The organism is Nocardiopsis terrae, assembly GCF_014651695.1.
In the GTDB taxonomy this organism is placed as follows: domain Bacteria; phylum Actinomycetota; class Actinomycetes; order Streptosporangiales; family Streptosporangiaceae; genus Nocardiopsis; species Nocardiopsis terrae.
In genome coordinates this window covers 22714-38213 of record NZ_BMXJ01000009.1, presented here as the reverse complement: position 1 = coordinate 38213, position 15500 = coordinate 22714, and the positions used below count along the sequence as shown (strand labels likewise).

General features: G+C 70.0%; 18 protein-coding genes. 15 read left to right on the top strand and 3 right to left on the bottom strand.

Going from position 1 to position 15500, the window contains the following annotated elements; translation table 11 throughout:
* Positions 1-30: 30 nt before the first annotated feature.
* Positions 31-1029, top strand: a complete 999-nt coding sequence (gene hemB, locus IE195_RS23455) for a porphobilinogen synthase (protein WP_191275334.1) — start codon at positions 31-33, stop codon at positions 1027-1029.
* A gap of 136 nt (positions 1030-1165) precedes the next feature.
* Positions 1166-1768, top strand: a complete 603-nt coding sequence (locus IE195_RS23450; RefSeq protein WP_191275694.1) for a bifunctional DNA primase/polymerase — start codon at positions 1166-1168, stop codon at positions 1766-1768.
* On the opposite strand, the gene IE195_RS23445 is transcribed toward IE195_RS23450, so the two are convergent.
* Both IE195_RS23445 and rraA read right to left on the bottom strand, forming a co-directional pair.
* Entirely contained in the window at positions 1737-2915 is a 1179-nt protein-coding gene (locus IE195_RS23445; RefSeq protein ID WP_191275333.1) for a calcium/sodium antiporter, read from the bottom strand. The genes IE195_RS23450 and IE195_RS23445 overlap by 32 nt on opposite strands.
* Positions 2916-3004: 89 nt before the next feature.
* The gene (gene rraA / locus IE195_RS23440; protein WP_191275323.1) at positions 3005-3487 is read right to left on the bottom strand and encodes a ribonuclease E activity regulator RraA; all 483 of its coding nucleotides are present in this window, start codon (positions 3485-3487) and stop codon (positions 3005-3007) included.
* Positions 3488-3783: 296 nt separating this feature from the next.
* On the opposite strand from rraA, the gene IE195_RS23435 reads away from it, so the two are divergent.
* From IE195_RS23435 to IE195_RS23405, 7 genes are all read left to right on the top strand, one after another.
* Positions 3784-4449 carry a phosphatase PAP2 family protein gene (locus IE195_RS23435; protein WP_191275321.1) on the top strand — a complete coding sequence of 222 codons (666 nt, stop codon included), beginning with the start codon at positions 3784-3786 and terminating at the stop codon, positions 4447-4449.
* Between the two features lie 144 nt (positions 4450-4593).
* Positions 4594-5997, top strand: a complete 1404-nt coding sequence (locus IE195_RS23430; RefSeq protein ID WP_191275319.1) for an AAA family ATPase — start codon at positions 4594-4596, stop codon at positions 5995-5997.
* On the top strand, positions 5969-6535 hold the full coding sequence (locus IE195_RS23425; RefSeq protein ID WP_191275317.1) for an RloB family protein: 567 nt from the start codon (positions 5969-5971) through the stop codon (positions 6533-6535). Before IE195_RS23430 ends, IE195_RS23425 begins: the two co-directional genes overlap by 29 nt.
* An 88-nt stretch (positions 6536-6623) precedes the next feature.
* Positions 6624-7925 carry a glutamate-1-semialdehyde 2,1-aminomutase gene (gene hemL / locus IE195_RS23420; RefSeq protein ID WP_191275315.1) on the top strand — a complete coding sequence of 434 codons (1302 nt, stop codon included), beginning with the start codon at positions 6624-6626 and terminating at the stop codon, positions 7923-7925.
* A 54-nt stretch (positions 7926-7979) separates the two neighbouring features.
* Complete coding sequence (locus IE195_RS23415) at positions 7980-8615, top strand: histidine phosphatase family protein (RefSeq protein ID WP_191275313.1); 636 nt, start codon at positions 7980-7982, stop codon at positions 8613-8615.
* Between the two features lie 219 nt (positions 8616-8834).
* Entirely contained in the window at positions 8835-8933 is a 99-nt protein-coding gene (locus tag IE195_RS23410) for a 30S ribosomal protein bS22 (RefSeq protein WP_013155353.1), read from the top strand.
* Positions 8934-9160: 227 nt separating this feature from the next.
* Positions 9161-10096 carry an NAD-dependent epimerase/dehydratase family protein gene (locus IE195_RS23405; RefSeq protein ID WP_191275311.1) on the top strand — a complete coding sequence of 312 codons (936 nt, stop codon included), beginning with the start codon at positions 9161-9163 and terminating at the stop codon, positions 10094-10096.
* A gap of 77 nt (positions 10097-10173) precedes the next feature.
* Here IE195_RS23405 and IE195_RS23400 read toward each other — a convergent pair whose 3' ends face one another.
* Positions 10174-10980, bottom strand: a complete 807-nt coding sequence (locus IE195_RS23400; RefSeq protein ID WP_191275309.1) for an HAD family hydrolase — start codon at positions 10978-10980, stop codon at positions 10174-10176.
* A 248-nt stretch (positions 10981-11228) separates the two neighbouring features.
* Here IE195_RS23400 and IE195_RS23395 point away from each other — a divergent pair, with 248 nt between their 5' ends.
* The 6 genes from IE195_RS23395 (at position 11229) to IE195_RS23375 (ending at position 15407) form a co-directional block, all read left to right on the top strand.
* Complete coding sequence (locus IE195_RS23395; RefSeq protein WP_191275307.1) at positions 11229-12371, top strand: putative quinol monooxygenase; 1143 nt, start codon at positions 11229-11231, stop codon at positions 12369-12371.
* A 241-nt stretch (positions 12372-12612) separates the two neighbouring features.
* Complete coding sequence (locus IE195_RS23390) at positions 12613-13311, top strand: LmeA family phospholipid-binding protein (protein WP_191275306.1); 699 nt, start codon at positions 12613-12615, stop codon at positions 13309-13311.
* Positions 13311-13634 (top strand): TlpA family protein disulfide reductase, encoded by a 324-nt coding sequence (locus tag IE195_RS23385; RefSeq protein WP_191275305.1) that lies wholly within the window; start codon positions 13311-13313, stop codon positions 13632-13634. Before IE195_RS23390 ends, IE195_RS23385 begins: the two co-directional genes overlap by 1 nt.
* Before the next feature lie 149 nt (positions 13635-13783).
* Positions 13784-13870 carry a putative leader peptide gene (locus IE195_RS26735; RefSeq protein WP_373295679.1) on the top strand — a complete coding sequence of 29 codons (87 nt, stop codon included), beginning with the start codon at positions 13784-13786 and terminating at the stop codon, positions 13868-13870.
* Positions 13871-14259: 389 nt separating this feature from the next.
* Entirely contained in the window at positions 14260-15105 is an 846-nt protein-coding gene (locus IE195_RS23380) for a sulfurtransferase (RefSeq protein ID WP_191275304.1), read from the top strand.
* A complete protein-coding gene (locus IE195_RS23375; protein ID WP_191275302.1) occupies positions 15102-15407 on the top strand; it encodes a DUF1416 domain-containing protein in 306 nt (101 codons plus the stop codon). The genes IE195_RS23380 and IE195_RS23375 overlap by 4 nt, the downstream gene beginning before the upstream one ends.
* Positions 15408-15500: the final 93 nt, after the last annotated feature.

Genomic DNA, 15500 nt, shown 5'->3' with positions numbered 1-15500 from the left:
CGACCACCCCGAACACCCGGGAGCCCCGAGATGACCGCTGCCAGACACGACGCCGAGTTCCCCATCGCCCGGCCGCGCCGCCTGCGTCGAGGGCCGGCGCTGCGCCGTCTGGTCGCGCAGACCCGGGTGCTCCCGGAGAACCTCATCCTGCCGCTGTTCGTCAAGGAGGGGCTCACCGAGCCGGTGGCGATCTCCTCGATGCCCGGCCAGGTGCAGCACACCCGGGAGAGCCTGCGCAAGGCCGCCCGTGAGGCGGTCGAGGCGGGGGTCGGCGGACTGATGCTGTTCGGGATCCCCGAGCACAAGGACGGCGTGGGGTCGCAGGCCGACGACCCGGACGGTGTCGTCCAGGTGGCCCTGCGCGAGTTGTCCGCCGAGGTCGGCGACGACATCGTGGTGATGGCCGACCTGTGCCTGTGCGAGTACACCGACCACGGCCACTGCGGGCCGCTGGAGGAGAGCGGGCACGTCGACAACGACCTCACCCTGGAGCGGTACGCGTCCGTCGCCGTCGCCCAGGCAGAGGCCGGAGCCGCCGTGGTCGCGCCCAGCGGCATGATGGACGGCCAGGTCGGGGCGATCCGCGCTGCCCTGGACCGGGCGGGGTTCCCGCACGTGCCGATCCTGGCCTACGCGGCCAAGTACGCCTCCGTGTTCTACGGCCCCTTCCGCGAGGCGGCCGAGGGCGCGCCTCAGTTCGGTGACCGGTCCGGCTACCAGCAGGACCCGGCCAACGTCCGCGAGTCCCTGCGCGAGGTGGCCCTGGACGTGGCCGAGGGCGCCGACATGGTTATGGTCAAACCGGGTCTGGCCTATCTCGACGTGGTCGCCAAGGTCGCCGAGTCCTCCCCCGTACCCGTGTCGGCCTACCAGGTGAGCGGTGAGTACGCGATGATCGAGGCGGCGGCCGAGAAGGGGTGGCTGGACCGGGAGCGGGCGATCCTGGAGACCCTGACCTCCTACCGGCGCGCGGGGGCCGAACAGATCCTCACGTACTGGGCCACCGAGGCGGCCCGACTGCTTCGCTGACGCGACCAGGCCCCGTCCCGGTCGCGGCCGCCGGGCGCTGGGCCAACCGGCCGGCCGCGCCCGCACCGATGACGACCGGGGAGTCTTGATGGCCGACGTGCTGTACCGACGGAAACGACGCCACGCTACGGACAGCATGCTGGAGTCGGCGCTGCGCTACGCGGGCCTGGGCTGGCCCGTGGTCCGGGGAGCGGCCCCGGGCGGGGACCGGGCGTGTACGTGCGACCGGATGGGCTGTCCCGACCCGGCCGCCCACCCGGTCACCGCGGCCTGGGGGGTGGAGGCCAGCACCGACGCGGAGACGATCCGCCGGTGGTGGACGGCGAGCCCGCAGACCAACATCGTGCTTCCCACCGGCCGCGTCTTCGACGTCCTGGACGTACCCCGCGAGGCCGGTGTGATGGCCCTGGCCAGGATGGGACGCGCGGGAGTCCCGGCGGGCCCGGTCGCCTCCCTGGACTCGCGTTACCTGTTCTTCGTCGCCACCCGCTCCCCGACGGACGAGGACGAGTGGTGGTCCTGCCATCTGGACTGCGTCCCCGAGGCCGTCGAGGAGATGCCCGGCCTGCGCTGGCACTGCCGGGACAGCTTCGTCCTCGGTGCGCCCTCCGCCCTGCCCTCCGGCGGACACGTCACCTGGATCCGGACCCCGCGCGACGTCGAGGGGGCGGTGGTGCTCCCCGACCCCATCGCGGTCCTGGATATCCTCAGCGACGCCAGCGAGGAGTTCGCGGTCTGAGGGCCGCCTCCGGGTCGCTCGGCTCCCGCGTTCGTTCGCGGCGGTGGGCGCTCAGTTCGTAGACCATCACCGCCACCAGCCACACCGCGGTGATCGGGATGACGAACCACAGCATCGCGGCGCTGAAGGGCTCCAGGAACGCGTGGTCGGTGGCCTGCACGACGAGGTAGGTGATGTAGGCCGCGTAGAAGCCGACGAGCAGCGCGCCCTCCCAACGGGCCACGCCCAGCCCGGTCACGGCTACGGGCAGCAGCACGAGTGCCACCGCCACCATGATCGGCAGGTCGAAGCGCAGGGCCGCCGGGGCGACGGCGATCCCCACGGGGGACACCATGGCGGTGATTCCCAGGACCGCGCCGATGTTGAACACGTTGCTGCCCACGATGTTGCCCACCGCCATGTCGCGTTCGCCCCGCATGACCGCGACGACGCAGGTCACCAGTTCGGGCAGGGACGTGCCGACCGCCACCACGGTCAGCCCGATCAGCAGGTCGCTCACCCCCAGCGCCGTGGCGATCGCGCTGGCCCCGTGGACCAGCAGCCGTGCCCCCGCCACCAGCAGGCCCGTGCCCAGGACCACGAGCACCAGGTCGCGCAGGACCGACTTCGTCTTCGGGGCGGCCCGGGACGGCCCGCCCGTATCCGGGCCGGAGCCGTCGGCGCCCACCCGGACGGAGACCGGAGCGGGCGCCGACCGCCGTCGGGAGACGAGCACCGTCACGGTGACGTAGACCAGCAGGACCGCGAACAGCAGAGCACCCTCGAACCGGCCCAGGTTCCCGTCCAGGGCCATCAGGAGCACCGCCACCGACAGCGCCGCCATCACCGGGATGTCGGCGCGGACGACCTGGGAGCCGACCGCCAGGGGGGCGAACACCGCCGACGCCCCGAGCACCAGCAGGATGTTGGCGATGTTGCTGCCCACGACGTTGCCCACGGCCAGCCCCGGATACCCCGAGAGCGCGGCGTCGGTGCTGACCGCCAGCTCCGGGGCCGAGGTCGTGAATGACACCACGGTTAGACCCACGACCAGCGAGGACATCCCCAGGGTCCGCGCCAGCGAACCCGCGCCGCGGACGAGTGACTCACCTCCGGCCACCAACAGAACGAATCCCGCCACCAGAGCGAGGATCACCAGTACGTTCACGCGAACCCTTCGATCGTGTCGCTGTGCTGCTACGTCGCGTCCGGCTGTACGTCGGCCGCGGGTCCCGTTGTCCGCGAAACGCGGACGGACTAGAGCCTCGAGGCGTTGACGACGACGCCGTCGTGGTCGCTGTAGAGCCACTCGCCCGGGACGAAGGTGACGTCGCCGAAGGTGACCGGGACGTCCTGGCGGCCGGCGCCGTCCTTGAGGGACTTGCGGGGGTTGGAACCGAGGGCCTTCACCCCGAGTTCCAGCCGTCCCAGGGCGACGGTGTCGCGGACCGCGCCGTTGATGACCACCCCGGCCCAGCCGTTGCGCACGGCGGCCTCGGCGATCATGTCCCCCATCAACGCGCTGCGCGGGGACCCGTTGCCGTCCACGACCAGGACGGCGCCCTCGCCGGGGGAGTTGAGGAGCTGCTTGACCAGCCCGTTGTCCTCGTGGCAGCGGACGGTGCGGATCGGCCCGGAGAACACTTCGCGCCCTCCGTACTGCCGGAACTGCGTGGAGCAGCTGCGCAGGGTGTCGCCGTGGTCGTCGATCAGGTCCGCCGTGGTGAAGTTCGTGGCCATGACAGCTCCGGTCTGTGAGGAGGGCCCGGGGGCCCTGCGGAGGGAACGGGTGGACCAGGCCAAAGTTACTTGTTGGTAGAACGATGCCTTCCGAGCGGGGCCGCGTGTCTCTTTGGTCGATGGTCCCCGTCTCTTCGGTCGGGATCGCGCTTTCGCGTCCCTTTCGGACTCGGGCAGATGACAGGATGAGGACCTTCCCGTCATTCATTCGTGGGAGTCCCGTCACCGGGGCGTCGCCCGGCCCTCCCCCTGCTGCCCGAGCGACCCTTCTCCCCGTACGACCCCAATGGAGAGAGATGGTCTCCGAGATCTTCGCCACCAGCGCCGCCTGGTCACGTGCGGTGATCGAGTTCGCCGACGGACTCGACCCCTGGGCGCGGACCGCCGCCCAGTGGGGCACCGACCTGTTCCTCGGCGTCTTCGCGTTCCTCTTCCTCATGGCCTGGTGGCGTGCCCGATCCGCCGGTTCCCGCCTGGTCGGTCTGGCACTCCTGGCCCCGGTCGCCACCGTCATCGCCTACTTCGCCAGCGTGACGGTCAAGTCGTTCTTCCAGCAGTTGCGCCCCTGCCAGGCCATGACCGACCTGAACACCATCGCCACCTGCGACCCCGTCGGCGACTGGTCCTTCCCCAGCAACCACGCCGCCGTCGCCGGAGCCGCGGCCGCCGCCGTCATCATCGCCTGGCGCCGCTTCGCCGTGGCCGCGGTCCTCTTCGCCGCCCTGGAGGCTTTCTCCCGGGTCCTCGTCGGCGTCCACTACCCGCATGACGTCACCGTCGGCCTCCTGGTCGGCGCCGCCGTCGCCACCCTGGTCTGCCTTCTGGCAGCCCGGCCGATGACCTTCCTCGTCGACCGGCTCGCCGAGAACGACCGCCTCCGCCCCCTGCTCCGCGCCCGGGCGGCCCCCGGCCCCGGTCCCGAGATCGAACAGATCCGCGAGAAGGCCCACAGCAGCGCCTGACCCCCGGGAGCGTGCCCCGCTGCGAAGGCGGGGCACGTGTGTATGCCACGGGTTTGAGGCCATTGGCCTGTGGCACTCTGAGGGTGTGTGGTTTTCCCGCGCGAAGAGCGGCTGGGCCACCCTTGATGAGGGGAGAAATCCGCTATGTTGCTGAGTTTCCGCGTGGAGAACCACAAGTCCATCCGTGAAGAACAGCAGCTCCTCCTCACCCCTACCTATGACGACGCCCGCCCCGAGTCCGCTGACTGGGAGGCCATCACCGTCGCGGGTATCTTCGGCGCCAACGCTTCGGGAAAGTCCAACCTGCTCAACGCGCTCTCCTTCATGCGGGACACCGTGCGCTGGTCCATGAACCACGGAGAACCCGGAGGCGGTATCCGTCGGGAGCCCTTCGCGCTCGACGCCGAAGCCGCTGCCGACCCCTCCGTCTTCGTCGTCGACCTGATGCTCTCCGGGGTTCGTCACACCTACGGCTTCGCCATCGACGACGAACAGGTGCTCGAGGAGTGGCTGTATACCTACCCGAAACGTCGTAAGCGCGTCCTCTTCGAGCGCGACGGCGAGGAATTCGAGTTCGGTGACAGCACCCCCGCCAAGCTGCGCCGGGCCAAGGACATCACCGGCCCCAACGTCCTCTTTCTGACGGTCGCCGCACGCGCCTCCAACGAGGAGGTGGAGCCGGTGTACCGGTGGTTCTCCGAGGAGTTGTTCTTCGCCTCCGAGAGGAGTTCGGGACCTCCCGCGTGGTTGACCGAGCGACAGGTGACCCAGGAACAGTTGGTACGTCTCAGTGAGCTTCTGCGCTCAGCTGACACCGGCGTCCACTCCGTCGTGCTGAAGACGTCGCCAGGGAACGTTGAAGGGGTGACATTTGCCGTGGACGGGCGAGTGGTGCCACCAGGGGAGTGGGAGGATCTTCGTAGGGAGGAAACGAGGAGAGTCGCGCGTGGCGACCGTGATTTCTCACGGCTTTCGGCTGTCTCAGCAGTGATCGCACAGACGAGTGGAAGGCCCCCTGAGCTCCTCTTCCACCACGGTGGTCTCTCTGTGCGCCCCTTCACCTGGGAGGAAGAGTCCCAGGGCACCCGTACGCTCACCGCGCTGGGTTATGAGGTCCAGAGTGTTCTTGAGGCTGGCGGCGTTCTGGTCGTCGACGAGATCGACGCCAGCCTGCACCCGCACCTCTCCGCGCAGGTGATCGCTCTTTTCCGGGACGTGACGAGGAACCCTCACGGCGCGCAACTCATCTTCACCAGTCATGACGCCGCGCTGCTTGGACAGATTCGGGGAGAGCGAGTCCTCCTGCGAGATCATGTCTGGTTCGTGGAGAAGGAAGCGTACGGACGAACCACTCTCTACCCTCTCAGCGACTTCAGACCGAGAGGCGAGGACAACCGTGCCCGACGGTATCTGGTGGGGCGCTATGGCGGGGTCCCGGACATCGATGAGTCCACTCTTCGAGACGCCCTTAGCCAAGGGGCGTCGAAGCGGGAACCTTCGGTCCGGAAGGTGTGCCTAGGTGAGCAAACGTGCCAAACGACAGAGTGATCTGGCGCGCAGAAAGCCCGCTGAACAGCGAAGCCGCAGGATCTACCTGGTTGTCTGCGAGGGCGAAACCGAGAAGCGCTATTTCGACTCAATGCGCAAGCACCCCGGTGTCCAGATCCATGCTGTGCACGTCCGTCAGGCGAAGCACCCGCAGCGAGAGCGGGTGCTCCGTTCGGCCAAAGAAGCAGAACGGAGCAGCTACACCGAAGTCTGGGCAGTCTTCGACACTGACGGGGACGACGTCGCCGTGCTCTGCGAGGAGGCTCGCCGAGACGGTGTTCGGACAGCACCCACCACTCCTACCTTCGAGGCATGGCTCCTCCTGCACCTCACTGACCAACGTGCTGCTCTCATGAGCGGAGCCAAGGCCGAGAAGACGCTGAAGTCCCTCCTGCCGAATTGGAGAAAGGGAAGCACCCGGTTCGATGATTTCGCGCACGGACTCCAGGACGCCCTCGAACGAGCCGAACGTCTTTCGCCCGGTTCGGACCCCAGCACAGAGGTCCACAGGCTCGTACGCGTTCTGCTGTGTGGCTGAGATGCTGTCCGAGGCCGTGCGCGGTGGTCAGAGCCGGTGCGGGGCGGGTCACGGTCACGGTGGCGGGGACAGCTGACACACTGGTGAGGTGGGTACTCAACAGACTTCAGCAGAGCTCTTCCAGCGGGCGTCCGCCGTCGTTCCGGGCGGGGTGAACTCGCCCGTGCGCGCGTTCGGGGCCGTCGGCGGCACCCCGCCGTTCTTCGTCAAGGGCGAGGGACCCTACCTCACGGACTCCGAGGGCCGACAGTACGTCGACCTCGTCTGCTCCTGGGGGCCGCTCATCCTCGGCCACGCGGAGCCCTCCGTGGTGGAGGCCCTGCACGGTGCCGTCGCGGCGGGGACCTCCTACGGCGCTCCGACCCCCGGCGAGGTCGAACTCGCCGAGCTGATCGTCGAGCGCACCCCCGTGGAGAAGGTCCGCCTGGTCAACTCCGGGACCGAGGCCACCATGTCCGCGATCCGCCTCGCCCGCGGGTTCACCGGGCGGAGCAAGATCGTCAAGTTCGCCGGCAACTACCACGGCCACGTCGACGCGCTCCTGGCCGCCGCCGGCTCCGGCCTGGCCACGTTCGCCCTGCCGGACTCCCCGGGCGTCACCGGGGCCAGCGCGGCCGACACCCTGGTGCTGCCCTACAACGACACCGAGGCCGTCGAGCGCGCCTTCGCCGAGCACGGCGACGACATCGCCTGCGTCATCGCGGAGGCCTGCCCCGCGAACATGGGCGTCGTCCCGCCCAAGGCCGGGTTCAACGCCCGGCTCAAGGAGATCGCGCACGCCAACGGCGCCCTGCTGATCCTCGACGAGGTCCTCACCGGTTTCCGGGTCAGCGCCTCCGGCTGGTACGGCCTGGAGGGCGTCGCCCCCGACCTCATGACCTTCGGCAAGGTCATGGGCGGCGGGCTGCCCGCCGCGGCCTTCGGCGGCCGCGCCGAGGTCATGGACCGCCTCGCCCCGGACGGACCCGTCTACCAGGCGGGCACCCTGTCCGGGAACCCGTTGGCCACGGCGGCCGGTCTGGCTACCCTGCGCGGCGCCACCCCCGAGGTCTACGCGCACATCGACCAGGTCTCCGTCCGGGTACAGGACGAGGTCGCCAAGGCGCTCAGCGCCGAGGGCGTGACCCACCGCCTCCAGGGCGGCGGCAACCTGTTCACGGTCTTCTTCACCGACCGGGAGGCGACCGACTTCGACAGCGCCCGCACCACGGACACCGAGGTGTTCGCCGCGTTCTTCCACGCCATGCTCGAACAGGGCGTCTACCTGCCGCCCGCCGCCTTCGAGGCCTGGTTCTTCTCCTCGGCGCACGACGACGCCGCCGTCGACAGGGTGGTCGCGGCTCTGCCCGCGGCCGCGCGGGCCGCGGCGCGTGCCCAGGACCGGGGCTGATCCGATGCCCGAGCCCCGAGAGAAAGCCCGGACTCCAGCCAGAAAGCTGTCACGATGACCACGACCACCGTCGTTCACCTGCTCCGGCACGGCGAGGTGTACAACCCGGAGAGGGTCCTCTACGGTCGGCTCCCCGGCTACCACCTGAGTGACCGGGGCCAGCAGATGGCGGAGATGGCCGCCGACTGGTTCGAGGGGCACGACATCGCGGCCCTGTTCTCCTCGCCGCTGGACCGCACCCAGGAGACCGCTGTTCCGCTCCAGAAGGCGTTCGACCTTCCGGTGACCCTGGACGACCGGCTGATCGAGTCGGACAACAAGTTCGAGGGGATGGCGTTGTCCGCGAGGTCCGCGCGCGACCCCCGGGTCCTGAGGCGGCTCTACAACCCCTTCAAACCGTCCTGGGGCGAGCCCTATCAGGAGATCGTCAGCCGAATGGTCGAGGTCATCAAGGCCGTCCGCCGGGCTGCCTGGGGCCGTGAGGCCGTGTGCGTCAGCCACCAGCTGCCGATCTGGACGGCCCGTCGCGCGGCCGAGAGCAAGCGCCTGTGGCACCGTCCCGACCAGCGCGAATGTAACCTGGCCAGCGTTACGTCGCTGACCTTCACTGATCAGAAGCTGGTCAGCGTCAGTTACGCGGAACCGGCCGCCGCGCTCTACGGCGACGGTCCGTCGCTTCCCGGGGCGTGACCCGCTCCGGTTGCCCGTAGCGGTAAGCTTGGGCCACGGGTGCGGTAGACGTGCGTCTTGCGAGCGTCGTCCTCCCCGGGGTCCGCCCCGGTCGCACCGGCCACCCGCGTCGTGCGCGCGTGTGCCCGAGCGAGCCCAGCAACCGCATCCGAACCAGCAGGTGTTCGTCACCGGTGGTTCGGCATGTCCGTACTCACTCGTCAGCGAGAAGGTGATCCCATGGGTTCCGTCATCAAGAAGCGCCGTAAGCGGATGGCGAAGAAGAAGCACCGCAAGCTGCTCAAGCGCACGCGTGTCGCGCGTCGCAACAAGAAGTAGGACCGTTCGCGGCGTACGTCGTCTCTCCGCGGGCGAGGGCGGGCCAAGGCACGCCCCGGGCGCGGAGATACTTCACTTTCCCTGCCCGGCGTCCGCCGGAGCAACGGAATTTTCTGGGTGAACCACTGTTGTGTTTCACGGGTCGCGGTAGCCGGTTCACCCCCTGCGGGTGAACGGTCCGCGGGCCTACCGGACAACTACCGTCTCCTTCCAAGGAACGTGTCGCCATGGCTCGTGTCGTACTCGTCACCGGGGTGTCCAGCCCCCTCGCCGCCGGGGTCGCCCAGACCCTGGGCAAGGAGCCCGGTGTGCACCGGGTGATCGGCGCGGACTCCGCCCCGCCGCCGAGCGGGACCACGGGTGTCGAGTACCAGCACGTCGACCTGCATGACGGCAGTCTGGACCGGATCGTCGCCGAGTCCGGCGCCGAACTGGTCCTGCATCTGGGCCTGGACACCCTGAAGGGCCCCAACCGGGAGGACGACCTCCTGGGCACCATGAGGGTTCTGGGGGCCGCCCAGCGCTCCTCCACGGTCCGGCGCCTGGTGGTGCGCTCCAGCGCCACCCTGGACGCCGACGACGCGGCCGAGGTCGAACGGCACACCCAGGGCCTCCAACGCCGCCGACCGGACCTGTCCGTGGCCGTTCTCAGGTTCGCCAACCTCATCGGACCGTCCGTGGACACCCCCCTCACCCGGTACATGGACTCCCGGGTCGTGCCCACCGTCATGGGCCGCGACCCGCGCGTGCAGTTCCTGCACGAGGACGACGGTGCCGAGGCGCTGGTGCGGATGGCGCTCAGTGACCGGACCGGCTCCTTCGACGTCTCAGCGGCCGACTCCGTCCCGCTCTCGCGCTGCCTGCGCCGTATCGGCGGCCAGCGGCTGCCGGTCCCGGCACGCGGCCTCAGGGTGCTGCGCGGTGTGGCCAAGCACGGCCGGATCGACTACGCCAGCTCCAGCGCCGCCCGTGCGGCGGGCGTCGGCCTGACCGCCTCCAGGCTGGACCCGGCACCGCTGTACAGCGCCCTGGACTGGGCGCCCTCCTACAGTTCGGCCGAGGCGTTCGAGGCCTACGCGCACAGCCGCGGCGGCTCTTCCCGCGGCGCCGGCCTGCGCCCGGCCCACGTCTTCGCCCTCGCCCGCGCCACCCTCGGCCGCTAGGCCGCGCCTCCCGGGTGCACAGGGGGCCGCGAGCCTCCTCGCCGGTGTTTCCGTCGGCGTCGCTGATCGGCGCCCGTTCAGTGCGTGCTGAGGGCTCTGCGGTGTCTGACCGCGCGCATGGCCACGGCCCCGGCGACGGCGCCCGCCACGGCGGCGGGAAGGGCCACCTTCAGCGCTGCCCGGTGCCTGCGGAAGTCGTGGACCGGCCACTCGTGGGCGCGCGCGTACCGGCGCAGGTCCCCGTCCGGGTTGACCGCGTGCGGGTCGCCGACCTGGGAGAGCAGCGGGAGGTCGTTCGAGGAGTCGCTGTAGGCCGAGCAGGCCTCCAGGTCCCACCCCTCCTTCCGGGCCAGCGCGCGCACCGCCACGGCCTTGGCCGGGCCGTGCAGCAGGTCGCCGTTGAGCCGCCCCGTGTACACCCCGTCGATGCTCTCCGCCTCGGTCCCCAGCGCGCCGGTGAGCCCCAGTTTCCGGCGGATGATCTCCGCCAGTTCCACCGGTGTGGCGGTCACCAGCCACACCGGCCGTCCGGCGTCCAGGTGTCCCTGCACGAGCGCGCGGGTGCCCTCCCAGATCCGGCTGGCCATGGTGTCGTCGTAGATCTCCTCGCACAGGTTGACCAGGTCGTCCACGTCGTGCCCGGCCACGAAGGCCAGTGCCGCCTCACGCGCGGCGTTGATGTGCTCGGGCTGTTCGCTGCCGGTCACGCGGAACACCGTCTGCCCCCATGCGAACCGCATCAGGTCACGGGTGGTGAACAGGTCGCGGGAGGCCAGGCCGCGGGCGAAGTGGTAGATCGAAGCGCCGCGCATCAGTGTGTTGTCCACGTCGAAGAAAGCGGCTCCGGGGCCGACCGGTTTCGGGGAAACGGCGTCGTGTGACACGGTTCTCTCCTGGCTTGGGTGGGGGAGGCGGCCCTCCGGTGTCCGGGGTGGCGCTCCCCGCGTACTGCGAGCCTACGGCCACCCGCGGGTCCGGTGGGGTCGCTGTACAGCAGCGTCAAGACGGGTGAGGAAGATCACAGTGTCGAACCCGGGTTTGGCCTCCACTCTGCGGGATCTTCCCTGAGACCGTCCCGCCAAAAGTGCACGCTGTGCATATCCACCCGTCGGCGTGCAGCATCATTGTCGAGATGGTCACGGTAGGACTGACATTCATAAGCGCGTTGGTGGGCTGGAGCGCCACCGCCGCGCTGACCGCGTATGCCCAGCGCCGCCCCAGTGTCGCCGCGATCGCTTGGCTGGTCGCCGCCCTGGGCGTCACCGTCGGACTCAGCGCCGCGGTGATCGGTGTGCTGTTCGACTTCGGGGAACTGACCTTCCGGCTGCTGCACATCGGTGTCAGCCTGATAGGTCCGCTCTTCGTGGCCTGGGGCGCCTTCGAGTACGCCGTCCGTTCACCGAACGGCCGCTTCACCGTGCGCCTGTTCATGAGCGCCCTGACCATCGTCCCCCTCGTGGTGCTGAGCGTCGACCGCATCAGCGGCCGGTTCGACGCCGCCTTCCCGCCGTTGGGCGAGCACTACGACCTGATCCCCCGCGCGCTGGTGAACGGTGCGCAGGGCTTCGCCGCCCTCCTCCTCGTCCTCGTGTTCGTCGCCGTCCTGCGGCGCGGTACCCGTGGTCCGGGCACGAACGACCTGGCGGTGCTGGGTCTGCTCGTCCTCACCGTGCTCCTCTCCGTCGTGGTCGGCCGCGCGGGTCTGGGCGCCTTCGGCCCGCTGCTGATGCTCGGCGCGGTCTCCTCCCTCTGGGGCGCCGGGGCGTTGGCGGCCAGGCCGCGTCGCGACCCCTACGACGATGACGACTACGACGACGACTACGACGACGAGTACGACGACGAACTCGACGACGAACCCCAGGAGCAGCCCGTGCGCCGCAAGCGCCGCAACGCCGACCCCTACGACGACCTCTACGGTGACGCGCCCACGGCTCCGCCCGCCAAGCTGCGCGGCGTCATCACGATCTACACGCTCGGCGAGGGGCAGGGGGACGGGTTCGACCAGCTCGCCAACGCCGTCGTCGCGGAGGTCGCCAAGCGTGAGCCGGACACCCTGCTGTTCGCCGCGCACACCGTGCCGAGCGCGCCCCTCCAGCGCATCGTGTACGCGATCTACCGGGACGAGCTCGCCCAGGAGGAGCACGAGCGGCAGCCGCACACCATGGAGTTCACCCGCCTGCTCTCCAGGCACGTGGTGGCCACCAACGTGATCGAGCTCTCCCTCTCCGGCGCCGCAGCCAACGACGGCCTCGCCGCCATGCTGATGCCCCGCTGAGCAGCGGTTCCGTGGCGCACGAACCCCCGGTGCGGGCCGGGGCCTCCTCCGCCACCGCCGGGGCCCGCCCCGCGGACGCAACCGGTTCCGGGCAACCTGCGTCCCATCCAGGGTGAAGTAACCTTCCCTACGGGTTTTTCATGACCGGCACCCGTCGGGTGCCGTTGGCGTGTGACCGAGACCGGCCGGATGACCCAGCCGACAGGCGCGCCGGAGCGAAAGAAAGTGTGCTGGGATTCCGATGCGTAAATTTCTTGTCGTCCTCCTGATCCTTCTCGCCGTGCTGGTGGTGGCGGCTGATGTCGGGGCGCGTTCCCTCGCGCAGAACACCCTGGCCGAGCGCCTGGCCCAGCAGATGGAGATGTCCGAGGAACCGGACGTGTCCATCGAGGGCTGGGCCTTCCTCCCGCAGGTGCTCGGCGGGACCTACACCGAGGTCAACATCCGGGCGGCCAGCGCGACCATGAGCGGTGTGACGGTCGAGAGGGTCGACGCGACCGCCTCCGACGTCGAGGCGCCGCTGAGCGACCTCATGGACCAGCCCACGGTGACCGCGGGCCGTGTCGACGGCTCCTTCGTGGTCCCCTACGCCTACTTCGACCCGCACCTGCCCGAGGGCATGACCATCAGCACCCAGGACGGCGAGCCCCGGATCAGCGGGGAGCTGGCCATCCCCGAGCTGGGCATCAGCGCCCCGGTCTCCGCGGGCGGCGAGTTCACCGTCGACGGCGACAACCTCTCCGTCACCCCGGTCGACATCCAGGTGGGCGACGCCCCCATCGACGTCAGCGGCGCGGTCGCGGGCATGCTGACCTTCAGCGCCCAGGTGCCGAACCTGCCCTTCGGGCTGACCGTCACGGACATGGAGGCGACCTCCAGCGGCCTCAAGGTCACCGGTACCGGCGACGACGTCCCCCTGATGGGTTCCGAGGCCGCCTGATGGGACCGGACGCCGAACGGCTCGGCGCCGACGTGCTCGGCGCCGAGCTGGGCACGAGGGCCACCCTCGTGCAGGTCTCCAGTGCCTTCTGCCAGCCCTGCCGGGCCACCCGCCGTGTCCTGGGAGAGGTGGCGGACATGGTCGGGGGTGTGGCGCACGTCGAGATCGACGCCGAGTCCAGGCTCGACCTGGTGCGGAGCCTGGAGATCCTCGGGACCCCCACGGTGTTCGTGCTCGACGCCTCCGGCCGGGTCGTCCGCCGCGCCCAGGGCCAACCCCGCAAGGCCGACGTGATCGCGGCGCTCGGCGAAGCGGTGCTCTGACCGGCGGGCCGGCGGACCGGAGCGAACCTCCGCCGGGGCCTCCGCCCGGGCCCGTGGCACCGGTTTCGCCGTCTCACGGAGTGAAACCGCCGTCTTGTGATCCAGGCCACCAGTGACAAGAGTGCGGTCCGGCCTGTAGCGTCTGGGACGTGACTTCCTTGACGAGCGCGTATCTGACGAAGCGACGTGCGGTGGACCTCTGCCGCGTCGCCGCCGCGCTCTGTCCGTGTCCCTAGGGCGGACGGGCCCTTCGAGCCCTCGCTCGCTGCCGTGCGACCGGACCCTCTCCGAGCACACGACCGGATGACCGACGACGGCTCCGGGACACTGACTCCGACGAACAGTCCTCCGACCTCCAACGGACGGCTCTCCTGGATGTCCGCGCCCCGAAGACCGCCGAGGACACCCCGTCACGTGCCCGAACGGATCGCCGCCGCGACCGCCCTTCCCAACGCGTAGTGCTTCCCCTCGCCGCCCGGCCCCGCGCCGGAGGCGAACGGTAACCGGACGGTTACCGTCCCCTCCCGGGGAAGCCGCATGAAACCCCTGTTCCGGGCACCGCCTCCCGGAACGCGACGCACCGACCGCACACGCGACACCGCACTTCAAACACAGGAGGTTCCCCATGAGCCGCTCCGACGTCCTTGTGGACGCCGACTGGGTGGAGGCTCACCTGGACGACGCCAACGTCGTTCTGGTCGAGGTGGACGAGGACACGTCCGCCTACGACAAGGGCCACATCCCCGGCGCCGTCAAGATCGACTGGAAGACGGACCTCCAGGACCCGGTCCGCCGGGACTTCGTCGACCGGACCGGCTTCGAGAAGCTGCTGTCCGCCAAGGGCATCGGCAACGACGACCAGGTCATCCTGTACGGCGGCAACAACAACTGGTTCGCCGCCTACGCCTACTGGTACTTCAAGCTCTACGGCCACGAGAACGTCCGCCTGCTGGACGGCGGCCGCAAGAAGTGGGAGCTCGACTCCCGCGAGCTGGTCGAGGAGGTCCCGGAGCGGGCCGCCACCGAGTACCGGGCCAAGGAGCAGGACTCCTCGATCCGTGCCTTCCGCGACGAGGTCGTCGACGCCATCGGCGCCAAGGACCTGGTCGACGTCCGTTCGCCCGACGAGTTCACCGGCAAGCTGCTGGCCCCCGCGCACCTGCCGCAGGAGACCTCGCAGCGCCCGGGCCACATCCCGACCGCGCGCAACATCCCGTGGGCCAAGACGGCCAACGAGGACGGCACCTTCAAGACCGCCGACGAGCTGCGCGAGCTCTACACCGAGGCCGGGGTGGACCTCGACAAGGAGATCATCGCCTACTGCCGCATCGGCGAGCGCTCCTCGCACACCTGGTTCGCCCTGCACGAGATCATCGGGCTGGAGAACGTGAAGAACTACGACGGTTCCTGGACCGAGTACGGCTCCCTGGTGGGCGTGCCGGTCGAGCTCGGAGAGGCGGAGGCCAAGTGAGCGACAGCTGCGGAGCACCCGAGGGCGGCGTGGCCCTGGCCGACGTCGACGCCGGCAACCAGGCCGTCATCCAGGGCACGGTGACCCGTGACGGCCAGCCCCTGCGCGGCGCCTACGCCCGACTGCTGAACGAGTCCGACGACTTCGTCGGCGAGGTCGCCACCGGGGACGAGGGCACCTTCCGCTTCTTCGCGGCCGACGGTGCCTGGAAGGTGCGGGTGCTGGCCTCCAAGGGCTTCACCGGCGAGTACCCGGTCACGGCCGAGGTCGGCAAGGTCATCGACATCCAGGTCCAGGCCTGATCGCACGGGGCTGAGCCGCCGAGGGCCGACACCACCGGGCGCACACGGCGCCGGTACCGACGGAGTGATCCGTCCGGTACCGGCGCCGTGCCG